Below are 24,507 nucleotides of genomic sequence, written 5' to 3' on the forward strand. Positions count from 1 at the left end.
GCTCTCTAAGCCATTGACCCATATGGGGCCAGACTTTTGGCGCGAGCAGCAGCCAAAGTACGCTGGCCACACCCGCGCCGATAAACGCACCAAGAACAAACACGCCGTTCGTCGCAAGACCCAGGGCTGTCATTAATTTCACATCACCAGCGCCCATGCGGCCGAGGAAATAACCCGGCAGCGTCAATAGCAAAGCGATCAGACAAGCCCAGCCGCCCTGCCCCGCATCGGCGCCCAGCCAAGTGCTGCCGGTCGCCAGCAACCAGACCAGCGCCAGCGCGCCCGCGCCCAAGGTCAACAGGTTGGAAATGCGCCGCTGTCGGGCATCCTGCGCGGCGCAGATCGCCAGCCAGATCAGAACGAGAGAAATCTGCATCCGCTGAAAGCCGTCCGTTTTGCCTGATTGATTCTATGCTGATACTACGCAGTGACTGTCAGGGTAGACGCACGCATGAAAAACGGCTTTCGCAGGTCGCAAAAAGGTGCGGTGGCGATCGAATTCGCCTTGGTGTTCATCATCTTTTTCGCAGTGTTTTACGGGCTGGTCAGCTACGGCCTGCCCTTCGTGATGATGCAATCGTTCAACCAGGCCACTGCCGAGGCGGTGCGCCGCAGCGTTGCGGTCGACCCGACCACGCCGAACTATTCGACGGTGGTGGTCAACACCGCCAATGCCGCGCTGACCCAGCAACTGCAATGGCTGCCCTCGGCACTCAATCTGGTCGTCGGAACGGACACCAGCTCAGCGTACGACGCGGGTACCGGAACCCTCACCGTCAGCGTCAATTACCCGGTAAGCAAGCTCAATCAGATCATGCCGTTTCTGGTGCTCCCGGGCATTGGCACGGTGCCCAATCTGCCCACGCACCTGACCGCCAGCTCGAGCCTGCAATTTTGACCGCCGGCGATAAGCTTTTCGGGCGCTTGCTCAAGCGCGCCCCCGTCGCAGCCCACGACTTGCCGGACCACCTCGGCGCGCCGCCGATCGGCCTGCATTTTTATCTGGATGGCAACGGCGATGTGTTGCAAATCGCCGGCCCGCTGCGGCATTTGCTCGCCCAGCACAAACCTCAGGGTCAGCCGCTGCCGCTCAGCGCCTACCTGCTGCCGCACAGTCTGCTGACCATCGAAGGTCAGCCGCGAGACTGGCAAGGGCAATTGCTCGATCTGGATTTCAGAGGCCTGAATGATCAGCCGCTGCACCTGCGCGGCTGGGTGCAGCCGCTGGAGGATGGCTGGCGGTTGCAGATGCTCGACATCGCCGACCTGTTGCTCGAACGTCAGCAAGCGCGCGATCGCGACGCCTGCCAGACCCTCGCCGCGCAGGTCAGCGATCGTCTGCGCACGTGCAGCCTGACGCGTCTGCCGACGGTACTCGGCGAACAATTGCAGGCCATCGCCCAGCGCTGGCATATCCCCTGCCTCGCCGTGGCGTTGCTGGATGAACAGGCCCAGGGCTGGCAGATTCATCAACAGTTTCGTGGCCATGACGCTCCACAATTGTGGGAGGACGGCCAGCCGCTGGGCACGCCGCTGGACAGCCTCAACGGCAGCGCGCCGCAACGCCTCGCCGGCCCGCAGGGCCGCTATGAACACTCGCGATTGCAGGCCACCTTCGGCAACGCCAACGGGTTCGCTGTGCCCTACAGCAATGATCAAGGCGTGGTCGCGTGGCTGCTCTGTGGGTTTTATACGGTCGACAACGTGGCGCCATGGCTGACCGATCGTGACTGGCTGACCCTGGCCGGCGCGCTGGCCGGACCGCTGCTCAGCCGCTTGCGCGAGCAGCGCCATGTGCAATCGATGGAGCGTCTTGATTCCCTGCAAAACCTGCTCGGCACCGGCTGGTGGGAAATCAGTGCCGAAGAGCAGATTACGCTGGCGCCGACGCTGGCCTCGGCACTGAATCTCAGCGATCGCCTGCTGCCGGTAGAAGACTGGCTGTCGCTGTTTCATCCCGCCGACCGCGACGAGTTGCGCAGCCGTTTGCGCGCCCTGCAACTGCAAGGAGAAGCGCTGACCCTGAGCGTGCGTTTGCACCGCGCGGAGGCCGGCGCAGCAGCGACGTGGTACCGGATTCAGGGCCAGGTCAGCGGCACCGGTGAGCATCGGCGTCTGGTCGGGTTCATGCTCGATATCAGCGACATCCAGAATCAACAACAGCGCGCCGCTGCCGCCCATGCGCGGCTGGACAATCTGATTGCCAGTTCGCCGGCAGTGATCTACGTGCAGCGCTATGCAGAAGGTGCACTGATCCCGGCGTTTTTCAGCGCCAGCCTGCAACCCTTGCTGGGCTGGACGCTGGAAGATTGCGATGCAGCAACACTGGTCGAGCACGTCCATCCCGACGACCGTGAACTGTATTTCCAGCGCAACCGCCAGTTGCTGCGCGAAGGTTCGGTGCGTGCGCGTTATCGCCTGCGCGACAACCGTGGCGAGTACCACTGGCTGCTCGATGAGGCAAAACTGCTGCGCAATGATCTCGGGTTGCCGGTCGAGGCGGTGGGCCTGTGGCTGGACGTCACCGACGCGACGCTTGCCGCCGAGCAGGTGCGGCAAAGCGAAGAGCGCTACCGGATTCTGGTCGAGGACTCGCCGGCGATGATCTGCCGTTATCGCCCTGACCTGACGCTGATCTTTGGCAACCGACCGTTGGCGACTTATCTGGAATGCACCCCGGAACAACTGCCCGGGGTTGATCTGGGTGGCTGGATGTCCGATGAACAGCGCGCAGCGTTCGTTCAGCGCTTGAGCCAACTGACGCCGCAACAGCCAGTGAGTACAGCGGAAATCAGCCTGCAATTGCCCGGACGCGAACACGCCTGGTGGGTCTGGTCGGATCGCGGCGTGTTCGATGAGCAGGGACAGTTGATCGAAGTGCAAGCGGTTGGCCGCGACAACACCGAGGTGCGCCGCTCGCAACAGCAACTCACCCAAAGCGCGAAAATGGCCACCCTCGGCGAAATGGCCACCGGCCTTGCCCACGAAATCAACCAGCCGCTGAACGTCATGCGCATGGCCATCGTCAACGTGCTCAAGCGCCTCGGCAACGGTGATGTGCAGGTCGATTATCTGACCGACAAACTCAACCGCATCGACGCTCAGGTTCAACGCGCAGCGAAGGTGGTCGACCACATGCGTGTATTCGGCCGGCGCTCGGAAATCGAACAACAGTTGTTCAACCCGGCCCAGGCCATCGAAGGCACCCTGTCGCTACTGGCCGAAGGCATGCGCGGCAAAGGTGTCGATCTGCGCATCAGCGAGACCGGTTTCGAGGCGCAGGTGCGCGGCTACGTCGATCAGTTGGAGCAGGTGCTGATCAATCTGATGGTCAACGCCCGCGACGCCCTGCTTGGCAAACGCGACAACGACACAGCGTTCAAACCGTGGATTTCGATCTACGCCGAGCGCGACGAGGAAAGCGTGCGGCTGTGGGTCGAGGACAATGGCGGCGGTATCGATCCGCGTTTGCTCGAGCGGATTTTCGAGCCGTTCTTCACCACCAAGCCGATTGGCGTCGGCACCGGTCTGGGCCTGTCGGTGAGCTACGGCATCATCGCCAACATGGGCGGCCAGTTGAGCGTGCGCAACTCCACGGAGGGCGCGCGGTTCTGCATCGAATTGCCGATTGCCACGGATGATCAGATCACCAGATAGGCCTTGCCGGTCTGCCCGCAGGTCATGTTGGCGCCCACCTCGGTGTTCATCAGATTGATGCCCAGGCCTTTGAGCAAATTGTTCAACAACGGGTCGAGCAATGGGCTGATCAAACCGGTGACCACTGGCAACAAGCGGTTGCTGACGTCGCTGATCAACGAAGCCACACCGGTGACGACAGCGCCCAGCGGGTTGCTGCCCACGGGTTTGTAGACGATCAGGTTGATGCCCGACAGGGTGTTCGCCAGGCTGCCGACGATGTTGCTGGTCGGCGCGGCCGGTAGCAGGCTCGGCGGCAGTTTCAGATTGGCCGGGGTGGCGAAGGGTGTGGTGCTGGAGAACAGCAGATTCTGCGTGGTCTGCGCGACGCTGGTGTCGAGTTTGATGGCGATGCCGCCGGCGCCGTATTGCACGTGGGAGGCGGCATCGCAACTGCCGATGCCGAGAATCCTGTGGCAAGTGATGATGCCGAGATCGACCAGCGGCAAGGGCGCCACCGTTGGTTCGGCGACTGAAGAGAACGCTGCGACAGGATCGATCTTGCCGAGCTTGAGATCAGCCAGCGAGGTTGTGGTGGCGGCGGTAAGGCTTTTGCTGCCGTTGTCGTCGGTCGGGCAGCGGTAATCGGTGACATAGCTTTTCGCCCCGCCGGCATCCAGCGCGATGTCGATCTGCGGTGAGGGCAGCAGCTTCGGATCGAGCTGTTGGCAGCCGGCACCCAGCAGGCAGAACACTGAATTGAGCGTGTCCACCAGATTCAGGCTCAACAGCGCATTGAGCGTCGGCGTCAGCGTACCGACCAATCCCAGCACCGCGTTCGTTAGCCCTGTCACTCCCGACAACACTGGCAGGTTGACGGATAACATCGTGCGAATCTGCGCAGTGCGCACATATATCCGGTCCGGTCCCAAAGGATCGGCCTTGGCCCGCGCCGGGTCGCCGATCGCCGAGAACTGTGGCGGCTCGATCACCTTGACCCGCACCGTGACACCGGCCAGCCCCAGCACGTTGACCGGCAAGGTCGCCGCCACCGCGCTTTTGCTGTTGGCCAGTTGCACCACGCCTTGCACCAGTTGCAGCAATTGCAGATTGGCATCCAGCCCCGCCGCCGTGGTGCCGGTTTGCAGCTGCAGGATCTCGCCGAGTCTGACCGGCGCCGCATTGATGGCGGCGGCCTGCAACTGGCCCAGCGCGGTGACCACTTGCGCGGTCGCACCGTTGAGTTGCACTACCGTCGCGGCGGCCTGAATCAACTGCGTCACGGTCGCTTGGGTGTTGAGCAATTGCGTGTAGTTGCCGGCACCGACGTTGAGGTCGATGGCCAGTTGATCGAGGTATTTGAGCAGGTTGATATCGGTGTGCAGCAAGCCGTCCCAGCCCACCGCCGTGAGGTTGACGTTGCCGCCGAGCAACCCGGAAAACAGCGGATTGAGGATGTTCGACTGCGCCGTGTCGATGCTGGCGAGGGTGCTGTGAATATTCAGTTGGGCGACGGTCGGCTGCGGTTTGGCCGCGACTGCCGAAGCATTGAGTGTGGTGTTGAGGCTGACCGGCGTGGCGCTGAACAGCGCCTGCACACCGCCAGCAAAACTGCTGGTGACCGTACGACTGGCAGCGACTTTGACTGCGCTTGATTGCGTGGCATCGACAGTGAAACTGCGCAAACCGCTGGCAGCGGTGGCCAGTGTGCCGCAGGTGGTCGCGAGCGTATTGGCGGCATCCACCACGTAGCCATTGCGCAGCGCACTTTGCCCGGCATAACTGGCGGCGGTCAGCCCGGGCAGGCAGTTGCCGCCGCGACTGACCGCTTCGAGGGCGGCGGTATCCACCACCCGCTGCAATTTGCGCTGTTCCATGTACAAGCGACCGCTGTCGACCACCAGCAACATCATCACCAGCGCCAGACTCAGGGTGGCGGCCGCCATCAAGCCGATCGCCCCGCGTTGCCGGGCCGGGCCGTTGCCTTGCGATCCTGGCGACATGGCGCACTCCTTTGCCGGCGCAGTGCCGAGCGCTACCTCCGTTAATGAAAAAGAGTGTAGACGCGGTCGGTCGAGAGTGCTGGCGTCGCGCCATTCCTGTCACCACCGCCACTGTGGGAGCGAGCCTGCTCGCGAAAGCGTCGTGCCAGAGGATTCAATGCTCTATGACACACCGCCTTCGCGAGCAGGCTCGCTCCCACAGGGACGGTTCAGAGCGGTTCAACGCGGTGGATAGTTGGCCAGAATCCTTGCGACGGTTTCGCGAATGGCATTGCTGCGATCGGCCGGGTTCGGGCGGTTACTGAGCATCTGTTCATCGCTGCCACGCCAGACCAGTTTGCCGTCCTTGCCGTCAAGCAGGTCGATCTGAATGGTCGCGACCTTGTAGGTGATGTTGCGCGTTTCGTTGTACATCGGTGCGCCCCAGTAGCCGTTCCACGGGCCGCCCCAACCGCCGCCGTAATTGGTCGTCACCTGCTGCTGCCGGTCCTCGACGATCAGGTAGGTCTGCACGCTCAGATCACCTTTGCCGCCGCCGGCAGCCGGGCGCAAACCGCGCTGATCGAGTTGATCGGACACCGCCTGGCGGATGCGCTGTTCGGTGAGGTCGCTCTTGATGCGCGGATCATCGGGGCGATATTGCAGGGCCGGGTCTTTCCAGCTCCAGCTGCGATAAGCGGCAAAGTCGCGGCTGGCGTCGAAATCGTGGTTGACCTGATTGGCGGCGCAGGCACTGAGCAGCGCGGCAACAGCGAGTAGAGCGAGACGGCGGAACATGATTTTTCTCCGGGTGAAGACATGAACCTGCTGACACGACGTCAGCTGGGAGGATACGCCGCCATGGCTTTTTCCACAGCCTCGCGGATCGCATCGGCGCGTTCGATCTGATTGCCCTGGGTGCCGGTTTCGGCGCTGGCGCTCCACACCGGCTGGCCGTTGCCGGCATCGAACAGATCGACCCGCACCACCACGACCTGCTCCTGATAAGTGCGCATGACCGGCACGCTGTTGTACATGCCGTAACCGCGACCATAACGATCATAGCCGCCGTATCCGCCGTAGTAGCCGTAGTCGTCGCGGACCTGGCGCAGACGGGTTTCCAGACGCAGGTCGGCGCTGACCAGCAGGTCAGCCGGGCGGTTGTCGCGCATCGGCCGCAAGCCGCGTTGGTCGAGGGCGTTGCTGACCGCCTCGGCCACTTGCGCCGAGTCAGCCCACGCCGTGCCCGGCGGCAACTGTCCGTCGCGCCAGGCCCAATTGCGGTAGCGCCCGTAATCCCGCGGCGGCGCCGGGTAGGCGCTGCGGTCGAAGGTGGTGGCGGCTTGCGGCGGTGCCGGCGGCAACGGCCGTGACTGGGCAACGTAGGGGTTGCTGCCCTGGCAAGCGGCCAACCCCAGACTTATCAGCAATAACCCGCATCGAGCTTTCATGTCGCGCTCCGCTCAGATCGGCCGGCAGATCCAGTGCAAGTAACGCCCAAGCCCGGCGAAGCCTGGGTGACGACGGTGCGCGAGTTCCATTTCCAGCAAGTCCGCCAGTTCGGCGCGGGCCTGGAATTCCACCGGCATGTAATCGTGAAATACCCGTACGCCGCTCTGACTTTCGACCTGCCACATTCCGGCGAGTTGCGTTGCCAATTCCCGTGGGTCGAGGGGCTGTTGCGGGGTCAGGCTCTGCTTCTCGCCGGCCATGACGTTCTTGCGCATTTTCTTGAAGTGGCCCTTGAGCAGATTGCGATAAATCAGCGCATCACGGTTGTAGAACGCCAGTGACAGGCAGCCGCCGGGCTTGGTCAGTTGATGCAGCACCGGCAGGATCGCGTGGGGCTCGGCGAGCCATTCCAGCACGGCGTGGCAGATCACCAGATCGTAGGGCTCGGTGAGCTGACCGGGCAGTTCCTGCCACGGCGCCTGAATGAATGTCGCGAAGTGTCCGGCCTCGGCAAAACGCTGGCGCGCACCCTCGAGCATCGGTTCGGCCGGCTCGGTGAAGGTGACGTCATGGCCGCGCTCGGCCAGCCACAGCGACATGTGCCCAAGGCCCCCGCCGATATCCAGCACGCGCAGCGGACGATCCGGCAAAGCCTCGGTCAGATCGGCCTGCAATACCGCGAGGCGAATCGCGCCTTTGGCGCCGCCGTAGATTTTTTCGGCGAAGCGCGTGGCCAACTGATCGAAATGACGGTCGCTCATCAGCTGAACCGCCGTTCGCTGTCGGCGAGCTTGGCGCGCACCACTTCATTCATGTCCAGACCCAGTTCGCTGCACAGCAGCAACAAGTACAAGACGATGTCGCCGACTTCCTGCCCGGCATGCGCGAGTTTTTCCGCCGACAACTTGCGCGACTGGTCTTCTGTCAGCCACTGGAAGATTTCCACCAGCTCGGCCATTTCCACGCTGGCGGCCATGGCGAGGTTTTTCGGGCTGTGAAATTGCCGCCAGTCATTGCGGTCACGAATGGCGTGCAGGCGTTCGGTCAGTTCTACAAGGTTCATCGGGCTCTCCTGAAGACGCATAGCTTCGGGGGGATGCGGGCTGAAGGCAAGCAGCGCAGATGATCTATTGTGGGAGCGAGCCTGCTCGCGAAAGCGATGGATCATCCAGACCGGATTTGCCTGACACGCCCCCTTCGCGAGCAGGCTCGCTCCCACACAGGATCCGGGCAAACCTCTATCATGCAGGGAACTCGGCCGCCCTCGGTGTGGCCCAAGGCTCAGCTCTTTCATCGGGATGCACACATGCGCGTAGAAAGCTTTTTCGAATGGCTCGGCCAGGCACTCGGTTCGGTCATCCGTTTTATCGTCGATGGCCTCAGTGGCCTGTTCAACATGCTCAGCAATGCCGGCAGCAACTTTGTCGACGGCCTGGCGCAGACGCTGGGGATGGACACTTCGATCATCAGCATCATCGCCCTGATTGTTGGCCTGATGCTGCTGTGGTCGGCGATCAGGGCGTTCATGAACGCGTCGATCATTGCCGGGATCATCTGGTTGCTGCTGGGGTTGTGGTTGTTGAGCTGGATTATTCACTAGCGCTTCAAAAGCCCCTCACCCCAGCCCTCTCCCAGAGGGAGAGGGAGCTGACCGCGTTGCTTTGAAATTCTCCACCGACCTGGAATATCGAGTCGAACTCACGCTTGAGAGCGACGAAGATCGGCCCCCTCTCCCTCTGGGAGAGGGCTGGGCGGGCGGCGTTCCGATGAGGGTGTTTCTGCCGCTACAATCCCCGCTCCCCCAAGGAGCCTGCATGTCCTCTCTGATTACCGACTGGCGCGACCGCCCGACTCACCGCAAGGTCTGGGCGCTCGCCGCGCCGATGATTCTTTCCAATATCTCCGTGCCGCTGGTGGCGCTGGTCGACAGCACTGTCATCGGCCATCTGCCGCATGCCCATCAACTCGGCGCGGTGGCGGTCGGCGCCAGTCTGTACACCTTTCTCGCCTGGGCGATGGGTTTTCTGCGCATGGGCACCACCGGTTTTGCCGCGCAGGCTGCCGGGCGCAGCGATGGCGCGGCGTTGCGGCAGATTCTCTTGCAGGGCCTGCTGCTGGCGATGGGGCTGGCCGTCGTGCTCGGCACTCTTGGCGTGCCGCTCAGCGGCGTAGCCCTGCACTTCATGCAACCGTCGGCTGAACTGGATCAGCTGACCCGGGAGTTTTTCCACACGCGTCTGTTTGGCCTGCCCGCAGCGCTGGCGACGTATGCGCTGGTCGGCTGGTTCCTTGGCACGCAGAACGCGCGGGCGCCGCTGGCGATTCTGCTGAGCACCAACCTGATCAACATTGTGCTCAATCTGTGGTTTGTCATCGGCCTTGACTGGGGCGTGGTCGGCTCGGCGCGCGCTTCGGTAATCGCCGAATGGAGCGGCGCCCTGCTCGGCCTATGGCTGACACGCACGGCGTTGCGCGCCTATCCGGGGCAGATCATCTGGTCGGCGTTGAAAGTCTGGCAGAGTTGGCGCCCGCTGCTGGCGGTCAACCGTGACATTTTCATCCGCAGCCTCGCCCTGCAATCGGTGTTCTTCCTGATCACCGTACAGGGCGCGCGGCTCGGCGATGCGACTGTGGCGGCCAATGCGCTGCTGCTCAACGGCCTGCTGCTAACGGCCCATGCACTGGACGGACTGGCGCACGCCGTTGAAGCCTTGTGCGGGCATGCCATCGGCGCCCGGGATCGCCTGGCCTTGCGTCGATCGCTTGTGGTGGCCGGCGGCTGGTCGCTGATCGCCAGCCTCGGATTCGCTGTGCTGTTTCTGCTCGCCGGGCACCTGTTCATCGAGATGCAGACCGACATTCAGAGCGTGCGCGACACCGCATTCGACTACCTGCCCTACCTCGCCGTGCTGCCGCTGATTGCGGTGTGGAGTTACCTGCTCGACGGCCTGTTCATCGGCGCCACCCGTGCGCGGGAAATGCGCAACGGCATGCTGCTGACGGTGCTGCTGTTGCTGCCGTTCGCCTGGTTTTTGCAGACCTTGGGCAATCACGGCCTGTGGATATCTTTTCTGCTGTTCATGGTCTTGCGCAGCTTAACCCTTGGCGCGCAAGCCCTGTGGCTGAAACGCAGCGATGGCTGGTTCAGCGGCAAGGCTCACTGACGGCATCAGTCACTCCGCCGCGCCCCATTGCCGACGCAGAAAGTCGAGCCGTTCCGGCTGGGTCAGACCAGCCGGCGGCACGACCAGCACGGCGCGCGGATTGAGCAGGCGCAGCCACAGCCAGCCATCCAGCACAGCGCGATCACTGAAACCCAGCGCCAGGCCTTGTTGTACGTGCACAGCGATCGTCTGGTAATCAACGCTCAGAGACTGGCACCAGCGCCAGATGTGCTGCTCCAGCAGACAGGTTTGCAAGCGCTCGCGCTGGCGCCGGGTCAGGCTTTCTTCAATGCCCAGCGGCTCGACGAGCAGGCCGGGATTGCGCAGCTGTTGCCAGCCCTGACTGCCGATGGCGCGGTCGGCCCAGGTGCCGCCAAACCAGCGCAACTGGCGGATCGGCCCGAGCCAGCGACTCAGCTGCGTGGCGTCACAGGCGTCGAAGAAATAACTGGCGGTCTGGCGATTGTAATAGCTGAGCAAGGCCCGATGATTCAAACCGAACGAGACGGTAAGCATGCGCTGCAAGTGGCTGAGCAGTTGCTGCGCCGGTATTTCGCAGCTCAGCAACAGGCCGCGCCAGGTGTCCGGGTCGCGTAGACACAAGGCGGTCAATGCCGGGCTCTCGCGCAAATCGACGAGAACCGGTCCGTGCTCACTGACCGGTTGAAATTCGGTGCCGTCGAACAACCGGTGCCGCTGCACATCGGCAAAGCCCTGGCGCAAGGTCAGCAGGGCGCGTGCCGCGTCCGGGGTATCGAGCAACAGCCATTGCGCCATGGGCTCAAGCGCCGCGCCGCTCATCGTGCGCTGCTCTGATCGAGCGCGGTGAGCAGCCGGCAACTGCACACGGACTCGGCGCAGTGGTTGAAGCTGCCACCGCCCGGCATCAGGCACAGCAGCAGCAACGGCTCGCCAGACTGCAACAGTTGCAGCAGGCCATCACTGACCAGCGGCTCGGGCAGCGGTGACGGCGGGTCATCCTCGATCGCATCCTCTGCCAGCGCCGGGAGTTGCAGAACGCCACTGACCATTGGCTGATCAGGATCGCCTTCAAGGAAACTCACCACGACCTCCACGCCATCGGCCAGCGCCGCCGAAGGCAAATCGTTCAGGGTCGGCGCGAGCGGCAGCCAGCAATGGCTGGGCGCTGCGCCCTCGCCTTGATAGAGCCAGTCGAATTGCACCGCCACCGGCCGCGAGCGATCAGGTTGCGCTTCGTCGACCGAAACCACCCAGGCACGCTGCAGGCTGTGCATGCGTTGCTTGGGTTGCGTCTCGGCAGGCGCACAGGCTGGCAAGCGCGTGGCCGCGAACAGGCGATTGCCATAGGGCGGCTCGAGTGATTGATCGCCACGGTGTTCGATGCGGGTCAGCAACCATGGGCGGTTGCATTCGATGAAGGGATGGTCGTCCAGCGGCAACCACTGACCACTGCGCAGGGCGGGCAGATCGCTGTGGCCTTCGGCATTGGGGCCTCGCTGGCTGGCCTGCGAGTCTTCGTGCAGTTGCCATTGGCGTACGGCCGGTGCGACGCAATCGCCCTGCTGTTCGGTTTCATAACGCGCCACCTCTGCCTGCGGCAACCGCGTCGGATCGTCGCCGAACACCAGGCAGTGCCTGTCGGGGTGATGTTCGAAGTAATAGTGAATGCGTGCCTCTGCGCACAGGCGCTGGAGCAGTTGCATATCGGACTCGCGATATTGCGTGCAGAAGGTGCGGGGCGGGTAGTCGCTGTGCAGCTCGTAACGTCGTTGCAGGCCGACAATGCCATGTTCGCGCAGCACCTGTTCGATGATCTGCGGCACAGAGCGGCCGCTGAAAATGCGCTGGCTCAAACGCAGATCAAGGCAGCCGAGCTTCGGCGCGAGACGCACTCGACTCAAGCGCAGGCCAAGGCTGTGTTCATGCTGGACAAGGCTGTGCAATTGCCCGTGCACACCCTGGCCGGGCGGGCCGAAGCACAGGAACGCAGAACGATGCAGCAGGCCGGCAAGATCCAGATGCGGATCGTCGATCACCACATCGATCTCGAAGGCGAAGGGTTCGCTGAGCGCTTCCCTTCCGGTAAAGGCGAGAACTTCGAAGGGGTCGGACAGGCCCGCTACATCGAGACGAAACGACGGCTCGTTGACTGGATCGAACATGGGCGGATCTCTACAGGAGGGGCGGCCGGGGATTCTCGCCGAGAGGCATGGCCGAGTAGAGAGGCGAAGTACAACTTAGGAAATGACCTACGCGAAAAGCAGACCAGAGGAGTTTGCTGACCGTGACAGCACAGGTTTTCGTGAAAAATTCAGGAGATGTCCCACCGGGTTGTCCGATTTTTCCACAGCTTGCGGAAAAAAATCAGACAACCCGGCCGGAACGCTATCGAGTCTCAGGAAGACAGATAGGAAGAGCGGGTCAAGCCCAGACGCAAGGCATCGAGGAACTGCGTGCGCTCGCTGGCACTGATGCGGGCACTGGCGCACTTGTCGCGGTAGTGAGTCATCAGTTCTTCCGGCGACAAGTGCACGTAACGCAGCATGTCTTCGATGGTGTCGTGGGTCTCGATACCGGCGTGGTACACGCTGCCATCGGCGTTCTGGTAGATGTTCACCGAGTCGGTGTCACCGAACAGGTTGTGCATGTCGCCGAGGATTTCCTGATAGGCGCCGACCAGGAACACGCCCAGCAGGTAATCTTCGCCTTCATTCAACGCGTGCACCGGCAGGCTGGTTTCGATGCTCTGCTCGTCGACGTACTGGTTGATCTTGCCGTCGGAGTCGCAGGTCAGATCCTGCAGCACCGCACGGCGCAGCGGCTCTTCGTCGAGGCGATGCAGCGGGATGATCGGCAGCACCTGATCGATCGCCCAGGTGTCCGGCAGGCTCTGGAACACCGAGAAGTTGCAGATGTACTTGTCGGCCAGCTTGTCGTTGAGTTCGTCGAGCACCTGGCGGTGCGAACGCTGACGCGCCTTCAGCGAGTTGTGCAGGCGACGGCACACGGCGAAGTAGCATTGCTCGGCCAGGGCTTTTTCCGCCAGGGTCAGCTTGCCATCGGCATACTGCGCGGCCACGTCGCTCATGTAGTGGGTGGCGCGCCAGTAGGTTTCGGTGACCATTTCGATGTCGGTCGGGCCGAGCAGATCGACCAGCCACTGCACGGTTTCCGGCAGGCTTTCCTTGTTCTCGATCAGCGGGATTTCGTCATTGTGTTTCTCGACGTCGGTGACCTGCACCACCAGCATTGCGTGGTGCGCGGTCAGCGAGCGGCCGCTTTCGGAGAAGATGTGCGGATGCGGCAGGCTCTGCGCGTCGCAGAATTCCTTGAGCATGCCGACCACGACACCGGCGTAATCGTCCATGTCGTAGTTGATCGAACTGGCGTTGCGCGAGTGGGTACCGTCGTAGTCGACACCGAGGCCGCCGCCGACGTCGATGTGATCCACCGGCAGACCGAGGTTGCGCAATTCGCCGTAGTAACGGATCGCTTCCTTGAAACCGTGCTGATAGTCAGCGAGGTTGGCGATCTGCGAACCCATGTGGAAGTGCAGCAGGCGGATGCCCTGATCGAGGCCGGCGCCACGGAAACGCTCGACCACCGACAGCAGTTGCGCCGCCGACAGACCGAATTTGGATTTCTCGCCACCGGTGTCCGCCCATTTCGACGAGGCCAGCGACGACAGGCGCACGCGCAGCCCCACCTGCGGCTTGACCTTCAGCGAGGCGGCTTCTTCGATCACCAGGCCGACTTCGGATTCTTTCTCGATGACGATGAACACGTTGTGGCCGAGCTTCTGCCCCATCAGCGCCAGGCGGATGAACTCGCGGTCCTTGTAACCGTTGCAGACGATGGTGCCGCCCTTCGGCGCCAGCGCCAGCACCGCCAGCAGCTCAGGCTTGGAGCCGGCTTCCAGACCGATGGAGACGTTCTGGGTGGCGATGATGTTCTCGATCACCGCTTCCTGCTGGTTGACCTTGATCGGGTACAGCGCGGTGTATTTGCTCTGGTATTCCAGGCGCTCGATGTTCGAATCGAAAGCGCCGGTCAACTGACGGACACGGTCTTGCAGGATGTCGGGGAACCGCACCAGCAGCGGCAAGGACAAACCGCTCTTGCGCAGTTGGTCGACTTGTTCGAACAGGTCGATAGGCGAGCTGCTCGGGCCGTTCGGACGTACTTCGACGCGACCGGCTTCATTGATCGCGAAATACCCGGCCCCCCAATGGCGAATCCCGTAAACGCTGCGGCTGTCCGCAACTGTCCATTGGCTGCCATCGTCTTTACGTGTGCGTCGTACGGACATCGAAGTCCCCTATAAAGAAGTCAGAGTGCGTCGCCTGACGTTCAGGCCGGCGCAGTCTAAAGAATGAAAATGACGGTTCGTCAGTGCGGCGGTAGACCGCACTGACTGCGTGGAGTTTAGAAACCGGTCATGAACAGGCTCTGTGAAAACCATGGCGACGACGCCGGATCCGAGAACACTCGAAGCCGGATCAAGCCGCCGGAGGGTTTCACAGAGGCTGCTAGCCGCCGGACTTCTTCGCTTTGAAACCGTGCTTGACCAGCTCTGCCAAGAGTAGCTCGACGTGATCGCCCTGGATTTCGATGATGCCGTCCTTCAACGCCCCGCCGGTGCCACAACGTTTCTTCAACGTCGTCGCCAGCTCCTTGAGCGCGTCTTCGGCCAGGGGCACGCCGGTGATGGTGGTCACCGTCTTGCCGCCACGCCCTTTGCTTTCGCGACGCACGCGGGCAATGCCGTCACCGGCCGGGATCACGGTTTGTTTGCAGATACAGGCGTCCACCGGCTTGCTGCATTCCGGGCAATGACGACCTGCGTCGGTGGAAAATACCAGGCCGCCCAGGGCGGCGAAGGATGCGGCTTTCTTGGCCACCGGCAATCCTCTCGGGAGGACAAAGACTGATCGCAACCTTGGGCAAGGTCAGCGACCGCGAAGCCCCACTCAGGCAGGGGCAGCGCTACTGCATCGGAAACTTTGAACGCTGGACTGAATCTGTAGGAGCTGACGAGTGCAACAAGGCTGCGATCTTTTGATCTTGTTTTTTAAAAGATCAGGATCAAGAGATCGCAGCCTCGTTGCACTCGTCAGCTCCTACAAAATCTGCAGGCCAACCTCAAGCTATCCGGTGCAGTTTGAAAAGGTCGCGCAGTGTAACGGCAAAAATCGCGATTGCTAAGTGCCAATCGGCGCCAATTCATGTGTTCTTTGCGACGTCGCTTTGCTGCGCCTTGAGATAGCGCTTCAGCGCGGCCAGAGAGTCCGGGCAATAAGGCTTTTCGCTGATTTCGCGCATGACCTGTTCGACGGGGATGAATCGCGCTTCGAGGACTTCTTCCGGCTGCAGTTTCAGCGGCCCGTCCCACACGGCGGAAAACGCCGAACACCACAGGCGGTTGCCGGTGTCTTCGAAGTAGAAGTGATCGTGAGCGGTGAGTTCGACGCCGCTGACGCCCAACTCTTCCGCAAGCTCGCGCGCCGCCGACTCGGCGTAGCTTTCGTCAGCCTGGACCATGCCGCCTGCGGCAACATCCCAGTAGCCGGGGTAAATCGCCTTGCTCAACGTGCGCCGGTGCACGCACAGCTCACCGGCGGAATTGAACAGCATGATGTAGGTGCCACGGCCAATCAGCCCGCGCTCGCGCAGATCGGAGCGCACCAGCGCGCCGAGCAGGTTGTCCTGCTCGTCGACCCAGGCGATCTGTTCGGCGTCCGAGGCGGCGCGATGGGCCGCCTCTCTTGTGCTCTGGCTCACGTATCAGCCCTGATTGAGCAGTTGACGCAAGTCGATCACCGCAGCGTTGGCCCGGGAAATGTAGTTGGCCATGACCAGCGAGTGGTTGGCCAACACGCCGAAACCGCTGCCATTGAGGATCATCGGGCTCCACACCGGCTCTTGCGAAGCCTCCAGTTCACGGATGATCTGGCGCACGCTGACGGTGGCGTTCTTCTTCGCCAGCACATCGGCGAAGTCGACCTCGATGGCACGCAGCAGATGCGACAGCGCCCAGGCCTGACCGCGTGCTTCGTAGAACACGTTGTCGATCTGCATCCACGGGGTTTCCACGACTTCTTCGTCAACCTGCGGCACTTCGCCGACCGCCGGAACTTCGGTCTTCAGCGCAGTATTGAGCTTGACCCGACCGACACTGGCCGACAGGCGTTGCGACAGCGAACCGAGACGGGTTCCGACATCGCCCAGCCAGTTGTTGAGGTTGTCGGCGCGCGCGTAGAACAGCGCGTTTTTCTGGTTCGGATCCGACAAGCGCGACTGATAGCGGCTCAGGGAGTTGATGCCTTCCTGGTATTCCGACTCGCTGGATGGCAGCACCCAGCTCTTGTTGTCGAAGTTGAAGCGCGGTTCGGCCTTGGCCAGATCGGCGTCTTCGGCCGACTGCGATTGCGAACGGGCGAAATCCTTGCGCAGGGCGCGGGTCAGGTCACGCACCTGCACCAGCACGCCGTATTCCCAGCTCGGCGTGTTGTCCATCCACAGGCCCGGCGGGAAACGATCATTGGAAATGTAACCGCCCGGCTTGTTGAGCAAGGTACCGGCAACGGTCTTCAGGGTTTCGACCGTGGTGTAGCCGACCACCATTTGCTTGCCTTCTTTCTCGGCAGCGACCTGGGCGTTCTGCGCCACCGGAAACAGCTCCGGTTCCTGGCTCCAGTACCAGCCCAGCGCGATGGTGACCAGCAAATACAGACCGACCACTGTGGCCAGCGCCCGGCTGAACAGCAGCCCGCCGACATAGCTGCGGGTGGCCGACTTGGGCTCGGCGGCACGTTCAGGCGCGCTGCCCGCGCGGTTTTTCCAGTCCAGCATGGCGATATCCTTTCAATCACTTGGGTTCAACGGTTCGACCACAACCATACAACAACGTGCCAAGGCCGGGCACCCGCTATCGCGGCACTGGCGCAAAACAAGCGAAGGACGTCGCGAACGAAAGGATAGACGCAGCTTTCAGACGTTGAAGATGCGCAGCGAAAGCTGCCGCACTTGGTCGTCGGTAAACAGATGTGCAATGCCTTGGGCGTCAGTTCGGCGCTGACTGGGTATTCCATCGATCGTGGCGATGTAGGCCTGCCCAGGCAAAGGCTCGCCGGTCACGCTGTCGACCAGACGAAAGATTCGCGCAGTGCGGGTTGGCTGCTCGGGAGGGTTGTTCATAAGCTCGAGCACGGCCTGTTGGAACACCGCTTCGGCGCCCTGCCAGTAGCCGTAGTCGGCTTCGGCTTTGATCAGGCACCATTCACCCTGTTTGATCTGCGCCAGGACTTCGCTGTCCAGATTGATCATCAAGCCTGCGCGCAGCTGGTCCAGCCCTTCGAGCGGTCCCGCTGCTGCCCTATGAGATCGACAGTGTTTGAAGCATGCAGCAATCCACAACCGACCTGTTTTGAGGCAAACGCCGCTAAACCTGCCCATTGAAAACGAGAATCCTGCAACCACAATCGGGCATAGGCCGCATTAATTACCTGATTACGCTCCACAGGATCGGCAATCAGAACGCCGTCTGGCGCAACGATATTTTCGGCTTCGCGCTGATAGATACGCCATAGACCAGTGCAGGTCAGCACTGGCACCTCTGTCACTTGCACCCGCTCGCCATACAACAACTCTTCGCCGCAGGCGCAGTCGTCGATGGGCGTGATGTTGTGATTGAGGCGCTGGGCATCACTGCCGAGTTCGGTGAAACATTGGCTCATGGCGGATGGACGGCAACTAGGGGAATCCCTGAACCGTACCAGCCAACCGGGCCGGTGAAAGCGCGCAGAAGAAAAATCAGAAAGCGCTGTCAGACGCCGCCCATCAAGGCCGGTGAAATGTCGACAGCGCTGGCAGGATTGCTCGCAAAACCCCAGCATGCGGGCACTTGGCCAAAATCGGATACAAAAACAAAACCACCCGGTCAGAAACTGAATCGTGTCGTCCAGCAGATTATTGACGTACGACACTCGTCTAAGGGAAAAGAGGTGCTAGCATAGAGCCACCAGTCGATCTCAGCATGCACCCTAACTAGTAGTCAGGATATGACCGAGCCAGAAGACCCCAGCCGTGAGCGTCTCAAGCACCACTTTGCCCAGCGGGTAATTCATCAGGCACGTCAGATTCTTGAGATATGGCAGCGCCTGCAACGCAGTGAGTGGTCCACCGTCGATCTCGCCGAACTGAGCGAGGCGAATCTGCGTCTGCTGCGTTTTGCCGAGCGTTTCGAACAGCCGGAACACACTCAGTTGGCGCATCACATCAGCCAGTCGCTGCAAGCGGTGGATGCCAACCGTGGCCGTCTCAGCAGCGGCCTGATCACCGATCTCAATCGGTTGATGCAGCGCTTGTCGCGCACCGGCCTGCGCCATGGTGACCAACTCGATCAGACCTTCCTGCCGCCGCTGCGCAAGCCGATCTACGTAATGTTGCAGGATCACGACCGCGCCGAACGCCTGGCCAAGCAGCTCGAATTCTTTGGCCTGAGCGCACAGGCACTGGACAGCGTGGCGGCGTTTCGCTCGTCGATGGTCGAGCGCTTGCCCGCGGCGATTGTCATGGACGTGGATTTCAGTGGCCCCGGCATCGGCCTGAAACTCGCCGCCGAAGCTCAGGTCGGCCTCGAAGAACCCCTGCCGCTGCTGTTCTTCAGCCTGCACGAAACCGACACCCCGACCCGCCTCGCCGCCGTGCGCGCCGGTGGCCAGGAATTCCTCACCGGCACGCTCGAAGCCTCGAGCCTGCTGGAAAAAATCGAAGTGCTGACCTGCGTCGCCCAGTACGAGCCTTATAAAGTGCTGATCATCGACGACTCGCGCGCCCAGGCCTTGCACACCGAGCGCCTGCTCAACAGCGCCGGGATTGTCACACGCACCCTGATCGAACCGATTCAGGCAATGGCCGAACTGGCGGACTTCCAGCCGGACCTGATCATCCTCGACATGTATATGCCGGCCTGCACCGGCACCGAGCTGGCCAAGGTCATCCGTCACAACGACCGCTACGTCAGCGTGCCGATCATTTACCTGTCGGCCGAGGATGATCTGGACAAGCAGCTCGACGCCATGAGCGAGGGCGGCGATGACTTCCTGACCAAGCCGATCAAACCGCGGCACCTGATCACCACTGTGCGCAACCGCGCCGCTCGGGCGCGCAATCTGAAAGCGCGGATGGTCCGCGACAGTCTTACCGGCCTGTACAACCACACGCACATTCTGCAATTGCTCGAAGATTGCTCGTTCCGTGCGCGCCGCGAGAACAAGCCGCTGAGCTTTGCCATGCTCGACATCGATCACTTCAAACGGGTCAACGACAGCCACGGCCACCCGATGGGCGACCGGGTGATCAAGAGCCTGGCGCTGTTTCTCAAACAGCGTTTGCGCAAGACCGATTTCATAGGCCGTTACGGCGGCGAAGAATTCGCCATCGTCATGCCCGATACCGATATCGACGCCGCGCACAAAGTCCTCGACGAAATTCGTCAGCGCTTTGCCGAGATTCATTACCCTGCGCAGCCGCAGGACCTGTGGTGCACGTTCAGCGCCGGCGTGGTGGAAATGTGCGATGACTCCGACAGCCTGATGATGGCTAGCCAGGCCGACGAGGCGCTGTACCGCGCCAAGGGTGCCGGACGCAATCGGGTGCAGACCGCGCGGCAGTCAAAGCAAAGTGCCACTTTTTCATCGGAATCCACTGATTCGGTCATAACCCTGTAATAGAACAGCAATAAATTCAGGCGCTTACCATTTCTGCCGTTGGTAGCCGTCATGCGCCTGAAGTTGCTCACCAATCTCAACACTCTGCTGTTGGTCGCCGTCTGCGTGGCCCTTGGCGCCACGCTGTGGTGGTCGCAAAAAGCCCTCGAACGCCCCTATCTGTTGATGGAGCGTTACCTGGGGCTGTCGCAACAATTTCAGAATGAAGTGGCGCGCAACGTTGAGGATTACCTCGCCAGCGGTGACGCGCTGCGCCTGAGCAGTGCCGCTCAGGCCATCGACAGCGTGCACAAGCAACTGGGTGAGCTGCCCCCGACGCTGGCCGACACCGTGCAGCCAAGCCTGTCGAGCCTTGATGAATTCAGCAAAACCGACCTGCTCGCCGCCGGCAAACTGGCCGGCGATCCGCAGGCGCTGCTGTTGCAGGCCGAACGCGAACTCAGCGCCAGCCTCGACCAGCTCAACACCTACGCCAGTGGCAACGCCGCCTACCTCGCACCACTGCTCGCCGCATCGCAGCATCTGGGCAAACTGTCGCTGGCGCGGGACAAACTGGTGAGCAGCGGGCGCAGTGAACTGGCGGCCGATGTCGAGCGCGAAGTGAGCAACATGCGCGCCCAGGCCGAAGCCATCGATGCCCTGCCCTTGCTCGGTGTGGTCGCCAGCAACGAATCGAGCAGTGACGATTTCGCCGCGCTGATGGGCATCGAAAACGCCGACAAAGCCGCCGCAGAGGATGCCGGGGTCGGGCTCAAGCGCGAACTGAACAGCTTGCTCGGCCGCTATCCGGCAGAACTGGCGCGCACCCGCGAGCAGATCCAGAAACGCGCCGATCTCAGCGCCGCCACCCACGAAAAAATCGCCAGCGTGCAACACGCCATCGCCGGCCTCGAACCCGTAGTACGCGCGCAGCACGGGCAGATCCAGGGCGAAGTGCGCCTGATGCAAGGTGTGATGATTGGCCTGATTCTGCTGATCGCCCTGCTCATCGATACCTTGCAGCGGCGCCTGGCCCGCACCCTGACCAACCTCGCCCCGGCGCTGTCGACCTGGGCCGAGGGCGATTTCAGTCGCGACATTCAATTGGGCAAGACCAATCGTGAACTGCACGACATAGAAGCGTCGCTCAATCGCTTGCGCGCTTATCTGGTGGATCTGGTCGGCACGATTCGCGGTAACGCCGAGCAGGTCGCAGGCAGCAGCCGCACCCTCGCCGAACTGAGCAATGACCTGCACAGCGGCGCCGAGCATCAGGCCGGTGACACTGCGCTGATTCGCGACTCGCTGGGTGAACTCGAGGCGACCATTCAGCAAGTGGCCGGCGATGCCCGGCAGGCTGCGGACGCCAGCCGTCATGCCGGACTGGCCGTCGAGCATGGCCAGACGGTGATCGGCCAGAGCCTCACCGGGCTGCATGCTTTGGTCGGTGAAGTTCAAGGCAATGCGCAGATGATCGAACACCTGGCGGAAGAGTCGGCAACCATCGGCGGCGTGCTGACGGTGATTCGTTCGATTGCGGATCAGACCAATCTGCTCGCCCTGAATGCCGCGATCGAGGCGGCCCGCGCCGGGGAGATGGGCCGTGGTTTCGCCGTAGTCGCCGAGGAAGTGCGCTCGCTGGCACAACGTACCGCCGGGGCCACGGCAGAAATCCAGACACTGATCGCCGGCCTGCAGACCGCCGCGCGGCAATCGGTCGAAGGCATGCGCGCGCAGGTCGAACACGCCGAAGCCACGGCCAGTCAGGCGCAAGCGGCCGACGGTGCATTGGACAAGATCGTCGGCGCGATCCAGACCATCGCCGACACCGCCGTGCGCATCGCCGATGTCACGGCGCAGCAAAGTGGCGCGGTCAGCGAAATCCGCGATCACAGCGAGCGCATTCATCAATTGGGTGGGGATAACCTGTTGCGCATCGGCCAGGGGCGCGAACAGGGCGAGAACCTGTTGGTTCTCGGCGGCCAATTGCATACGGCCGTTCAGGCCTTCCGCGTCTGACATACCACCTTCGCGAGCAGGCTCGCTCCCACAATGGAATGCATACCCCTGTGGGAGCGAGCCTGCTCGCGAAGGCGGCGGCCCTGTCATTACAAGTGACCGGATCCTGATCCTTGGTCACAAATTTCGCGCAAACATCGCCCATCGTGCCGGCTATTGCATGGAACTGGACAGTCACAAAGGCTTTGCGGCATAGTCGCCGGGTTCTGACGACTGCTCATTGATAACAAGGACAACGCAGATGGCGACGCTACTGGTGCTGCATGGCCCCAACCTGAACCTGCTCGGCACCCGGGAACCGGGGACCTACGGGTCGACGACCCTGGCGCAGATCAATCAGGATCTGGAGCGGCGCGCCCGCGAAGCCGGCCATCATCTGCTGCATCTGCAAAGCAACGCCGAGTACGAATTGATCGATCGCATCCACGCTGCGCGCGGTGAAGGCGTGGACTTCATTCTGATCAATCCGGCGGCTTTTACGCACACAAGTGTCGCATTACGTGACGCGCTGCTGGGAGTGAGCATCCCATTCATCGAAGTGCATTTGTCCAACGTGCACAAGCGCGAACCTTTCCGCCATCACTCCTACTTCTCCGATGTAGCGGTAGGAGTGATCTGCGGCCTTGGCGCCAGCGGTTACCGACTGGCCCTGGAGGCCGCACTAGAGCAGCTTGAACACCAAGCTATACGCCCCTGACCGACCCTTGGGAGTTGATGATTCATGGATATCCGTAAAGTTAAGAAACTGATCGAATTGCTGGAAGAGTCCGGCATCGACGAGCTCGAGATCAAGGAAGGCGAAGAGTCCGTACGCATCAGCCGTCACAGCAAGACCCCGGCGCAGCAGTACTACGCGCCAGCCCCGATGCAGGCTCCGGCCGCTGCCCCTGCTGCCGCGCCAGTCGCTGCCGCTGCTCCGGCTGCCGCTGCTGCACCCGCGCTGAACGGCACCGTTGCCCGTTCGCCGATGGTCGGCACTTTCTACCGTAAATCTTCGCCAACCTCGCCAGCCTTCGTTGAAGTCGGCCAGACCGTGAAGAAAGGCGACACCCTGTGCATCGTCGAAGCCATGAAGATGATGAACCACATCGAAGCTGAAACCAGCGGTGTGATCGAATCCATCCTCGTCGAAGACGGCCAGCCGGTTGAGTACGACCAACCGCTGTTCACCATCGTTTGAACCGCGGAGAGCCTTTGATGACTGCGAAGTTGGAAAAAGTTCTGATCGCTAACCGCGGTGAGATCGCCCTGCGGATTCTGCGTGCCTGCAAAGAGATGGGCATCAAGACCGTCGCCGTTTACTCCAAGGCCGACAAAGAGCTGATGCACCTGGGTCTGGCAGACGAATCCGTCTGCATCGGCCCGGCGTCCGCCGCTCAGTCTTACCTGCACATCCCGGCCATCATCGCTGCCGCTGAAGTGACCGGCGCTACCGCCATTCACCCAGGCTACGGTTTCCTCGCGGAAAACGCCGATTTCGCCGAGCAGGTCGAGAACTCCGGCTTCGCCTTCATCGGCCCGAAAGCCGACACCATTCGCCTGATGGGCGACAAGGTATCGGCCAAGCACGCGATGATCGAAGCAGGCGTACCGACCGTTCCAGGTTCCGACGGCCCGCTGCCGGAAGACGAAGAAACGGCGCTGCGCATCGGTCGTGAAGTCGGCTACCCGGTGATCATCAAGGCCGCCGGTGGCGGTGGTGGTCGTGGCATGCGCGTGGTGCACAAGGAAGAAGACCTGATCGCCTCGGCGAAACTGACCCGCTCCGAAGCAGGCGCGGCGTTCGGCAACCCGATGGTCTATCTGGAAAAATTCCTCACCAACCCGCGCCACGTCGAAGTGCAGGTACTGTCCGACGGCCAGGGCCACGCCATCCACCTGGGCGACCGCGACTGCTCGCTGCAGCGTCGTCACCAGAAGGTTCTCGAAGAAGCGCCGGCACCGGGCATCGACGAGAAGGCGCGCCAGGAAGTATTGGCTCGCTGCGTCAAGGCGTGCATCGACATCGGCTACCGTGGTGCTGGTACTTTCGAGTTCCTCTACGAAAACGGTCGTTTTTACTTCATCGAAATGAACACCCGTGTTCAGGTGGAGCACCCGGTTTCGGAGATGGTCACCGGTATCGACATCGTCAAGGAGATGCTCAGCATCGCCGCCGGCAACAAGCTGTCGTTCACTCAGGATGACGTGGTCATTCGTGGTCACTCGCTGGAGTGCCGGATCAACGCTGAAGATCCGAAGACCTTCATGCCGAGCCCGGGCACGGTCAAGCATTTCCACGCCCCAGGCGGCAACGGCGTTCGCGTCGATTCGCACCTGTACAGCGGTTATGCCGTGCCACCGAACTACGACTCGCTGATCGGCAAGCTGATCACTTACGGCGCAACCCGCGACGAAGCCATGGCACGCATGCGTAATGCCCTGGACGAAATCGTGGTCGACGGGATCAAGACCAACATCCCGCTGCACCGTGACCTGGTTCGTGACGAAGGCTTCTGCAAGGGCGGTGTGAACATTCACTACCTCGAGCACAAGCTGGCCAAGCAGTCGTAAGACTGATCC

At 62.0% G+C, this 24,507-nt stretch carries 22 protein-coding genes and 1 pseudogene; 9 read left to right on the forward strand and 14 right to left on the reverse strand.

All coding sequences use genetic code 11. From position 1 onward, the window contains the following. Positions 1-376 (reverse strand): prepilin peptidase (locus D6877_RS09420; protein WP_130910575.1); only part of this gene is annotated, 376 nt, incomplete at its 3' end. A 75-nt stretch (positions 377-451) separates the two neighbouring features. Here D6877_RS09420 and D6877_RS09425 point away from each other — a divergent pair. Continuing rightward, positions 452-898, forward strand: coding sequence for a TadE/TadG family type IV pilus assembly protein (locus D6877_RS09425; protein WP_130910576.1), 447 nt, complete (start codon positions 452-454; stop codon positions 896-898). Then, positions 895-3,657, forward strand: coding sequence for an ATP-binding protein (locus tag D6877_RS09430; RefSeq protein WP_130910577.1), 2,763 nt, complete (start codon positions 895-897; stop codon positions 3,655-3,657). Before D6877_RS09425 ends, D6877_RS09430 begins: the two co-directional genes overlap by 4 nt. Here the strand turns inward: D6877_RS09430 and D6877_RS09435 are convergent. The 5 genes from D6877_RS09435 to D6877_RS09455 all read right to left on the reverse strand — a co-directional run bounded on the left by D6877_RS09435 (position 3,642) and on the right by D6877_RS09455 (position 8,133). Continuing rightward, complete coding sequence (locus tag D6877_RS09435; RefSeq protein WP_130910578.1) at positions 3,642-5,639, reverse strand: pilus assembly protein TadG-related protein; 1,998 nt, start codon at positions 5,637-5,639, stop codon at positions 3,642-3,644. The genes D6877_RS09430 and D6877_RS09435 overlap by 16 nt on opposite strands. Before the next feature lie 219 nt (positions 5,640-5,858). Then, positions 5,859-6,416: a DUF4136 domain-containing protein gene (locus tag D6877_RS09440; RefSeq protein WP_041480657.1), complete on the reverse strand. Its 558-nt coding sequence runs from the start codon at positions 6,414-6,416 to the stop codon at positions 5,859-5,861. A 41-nt stretch (positions 6,417-6,457) separates the two neighbouring features. After that, positions 6,458-7,069, reverse strand: coding sequence for a DUF4136 domain-containing protein (locus D6877_RS09445; RefSeq protein WP_073471800.1), 612 nt, complete (start codon positions 7,067-7,069; stop codon positions 6,458-6,460). Positions 7,070-7,081: 12 nt separating this feature from the next. Further along, on the reverse strand, positions 7,082-7,831 hold the full coding sequence (locus D6877_RS09450; RefSeq protein WP_130910579.1) for a methyltransferase: 750 nt from the start codon (positions 7,829-7,831) through the stop codon (positions 7,082-7,084). Next, on the reverse strand, positions 7,831-8,133 hold the full coding sequence (locus D6877_RS09455; protein WP_241662877.1) for a MazG-like family protein: 303 nt from the start codon (positions 8,131-8,133) through the stop codon (positions 7,831-7,833). The genes D6877_RS09450 and D6877_RS09455 overlap by 1 nt, the downstream gene beginning before the upstream one ends. Positions 8,134-8,376: 243 nt before the next feature. Between D6877_RS09455 and D6877_RS09460 the strand changes: the two genes are divergently transcribed. Both D6877_RS09460 and D6877_RS09465 read left to right on the forward strand, forming a co-directional pair. Then, positions 8,377-8,670, forward strand: a complete 294-nt coding sequence (locus tag D6877_RS09460; RefSeq protein ID WP_016771853.1) for a hypothetical protein — start codon at positions 8,377-8,379, stop codon at positions 8,668-8,670. A 214-nt stretch (positions 8,671-8,884) separates the two neighbouring features. Continuing rightward, positions 8,885-10,234, forward strand: coding sequence for an MATE family efflux transporter (locus D6877_RS09465; RefSeq protein WP_130910581.1), 1,350 nt, complete (start codon positions 8,885-8,887; stop codon positions 10,232-10,234). 9 nt (positions 10,235-10,243) lie between these two features. Here the strand turns inward: D6877_RS09465 and D6877_RS09470 are convergent, their stop codons facing one another. The 8 genes and pseudogenes from D6877_RS09470 to D6877_RS09505 all read right to left on the reverse strand — a co-directional run. Then, the gene (locus D6877_RS09470) at positions 10,244-11,035 is read right to left on the reverse strand and encodes a DUF4123 domain-containing protein (protein ID WP_130910582.1); all 792 of its coding nucleotides are present in this window, start codon (positions 11,033-11,035) and stop codon (positions 10,244-10,246) included. Further along, positions 11,032-12,378 carry a contractile injection system protein, VgrG/Pvc8 family gene (locus tag D6877_RS09475; protein ID WP_130910583.1) on the reverse strand — a complete coding sequence of 449 codons (1,347 nt, stop codon included), beginning with the start codon at positions 12,376-12,378 and terminating at the stop codon, positions 11,032-11,034. Before D6877_RS09475 ends, D6877_RS09470 begins: the two co-directional genes overlap by 4 nt. 233 nt (positions 12,379-12,611) lie before the next feature. Further along, on the reverse strand, positions 12,612-14,525 hold the full coding sequence (gene speA / locus D6877_RS09480) for an arginine decarboxylase (protein ID WP_016771856.1): 1,914 nt from the start codon (positions 14,523-14,525) through the stop codon (positions 12,612-12,614). Between the two features lie 220 nt (positions 14,526-14,745). After that, on the reverse strand, positions 14,746-15,117 hold the full coding sequence (locus D6877_RS09485) for a translation initiation factor Sui1 (protein WP_007951016.1): 372 nt from the start codon (positions 15,115-15,117) through the stop codon (positions 14,746-14,748). A gap of 322 nt (positions 15,118-15,439) precedes the next feature. Next, positions 15,440-15,997: an NUDIX hydrolase gene (locus tag D6877_RS09490; protein ID WP_130910584.1), complete on the reverse strand. Its 558-nt coding sequence runs from the start codon at positions 15,995-15,997 to the stop codon at positions 15,440-15,442. 3 nt (positions 15,998-16,000) lie between these two features. Continuing rightward, positions 16,001-17,068 (reverse strand): DUF2333 family protein, encoded by a 1,068-nt coding sequence (locus D6877_RS09495; protein ID WP_016771859.1) that lies wholly within the window; start codon positions 17,066-17,068, stop codon positions 16,001-16,003. A gap of 138 nt (positions 17,069-17,206) precedes the next feature. After that, positions 17,207-17,542, reverse strand: coding sequence for a hypothetical protein (locus tag D6877_RS09500; RefSeq protein WP_178083659.1), 336 nt, complete (start codon positions 17,540-17,542; stop codon positions 17,207-17,209). A 59-nt stretch (positions 17,543-17,601) separates the two neighbouring features. Then, a pseudogene (locus D6877_RS09505) lies at positions 17,602-17,952 on the reverse strand (hypothetical protein); the annotation flags it as partial. A 324-nt stretch (positions 17,953-18,276) separates the two neighbouring features. Between D6877_RS09505 and gcbA the strand changes: the two are divergent. The 5 genes from gcbA to accC all read left to right on the forward strand — a co-directional run bounded on the left by gcbA (position 18,277) and on the right by accC (position 24,498). Next, positions 18,277-19,947: a diguanylate cyclase GcbA gene (gene gcbA / locus D6877_RS09510; RefSeq protein WP_016771860.1), complete on the forward strand. Its 1,671-nt coding sequence runs from the start codon at positions 18,277-18,279 to the stop codon at positions 19,945-19,947. A 51-nt stretch (positions 19,948-19,998) separates the two neighbouring features. Beyond that, the gene (locus D6877_RS09515; RefSeq protein ID WP_130910585.1) at positions 19,999-21,945 is read left to right on the forward strand and encodes a methyl-accepting chemotaxis protein; all 1,947 of its coding nucleotides are present in this window, start codon (positions 19,999-20,001) and stop codon (positions 21,943-21,945) included. A 241-nt stretch (positions 21,946-22,186) separates the two neighbouring features. Further along, positions 22,187-22,642, forward strand: coding sequence for a type II 3-dehydroquinate dehydratase (gene aroQ / locus D6877_RS09520; RefSeq protein WP_016771861.1), 456 nt, complete (start codon positions 22,187-22,189; stop codon positions 22,640-22,642). 24 nt (positions 22,643-22,666) lie between these two features. After that, the gene (gene accB / locus D6877_RS09525; RefSeq protein ID WP_016771862.1) at positions 22,667-23,125 is read left to right on the forward strand and encodes an acetyl-CoA carboxylase biotin carboxyl carrier protein; all 459 of its coding nucleotides are present in this window, start codon (positions 22,667-22,669) and stop codon (positions 23,123-23,125) included. A gap of 17 nt (positions 23,126-23,142) precedes the next feature. Next, a complete protein-coding gene (gene accC, locus D6877_RS09530) occupies positions 23,143-24,498 on the forward strand; it encodes an acetyl-CoA carboxylase biotin carboxylase subunit (protein ID WP_024011424.1) in 1,356 nt (451 codons plus the stop codon). Positions 24,499-24,507 lie beyond the last annotated feature (9 nt).

It is taken from the genome of Pseudomonas sp. Sample_9 (assembly GCF_004307535.1).
Lineage (GTDB): Bacteria > Pseudomonadota > Gammaproteobacteria > Pseudomonadales > Pseudomonadaceae > Aquipseudomonas > Aquipseudomonas mercuritolerans.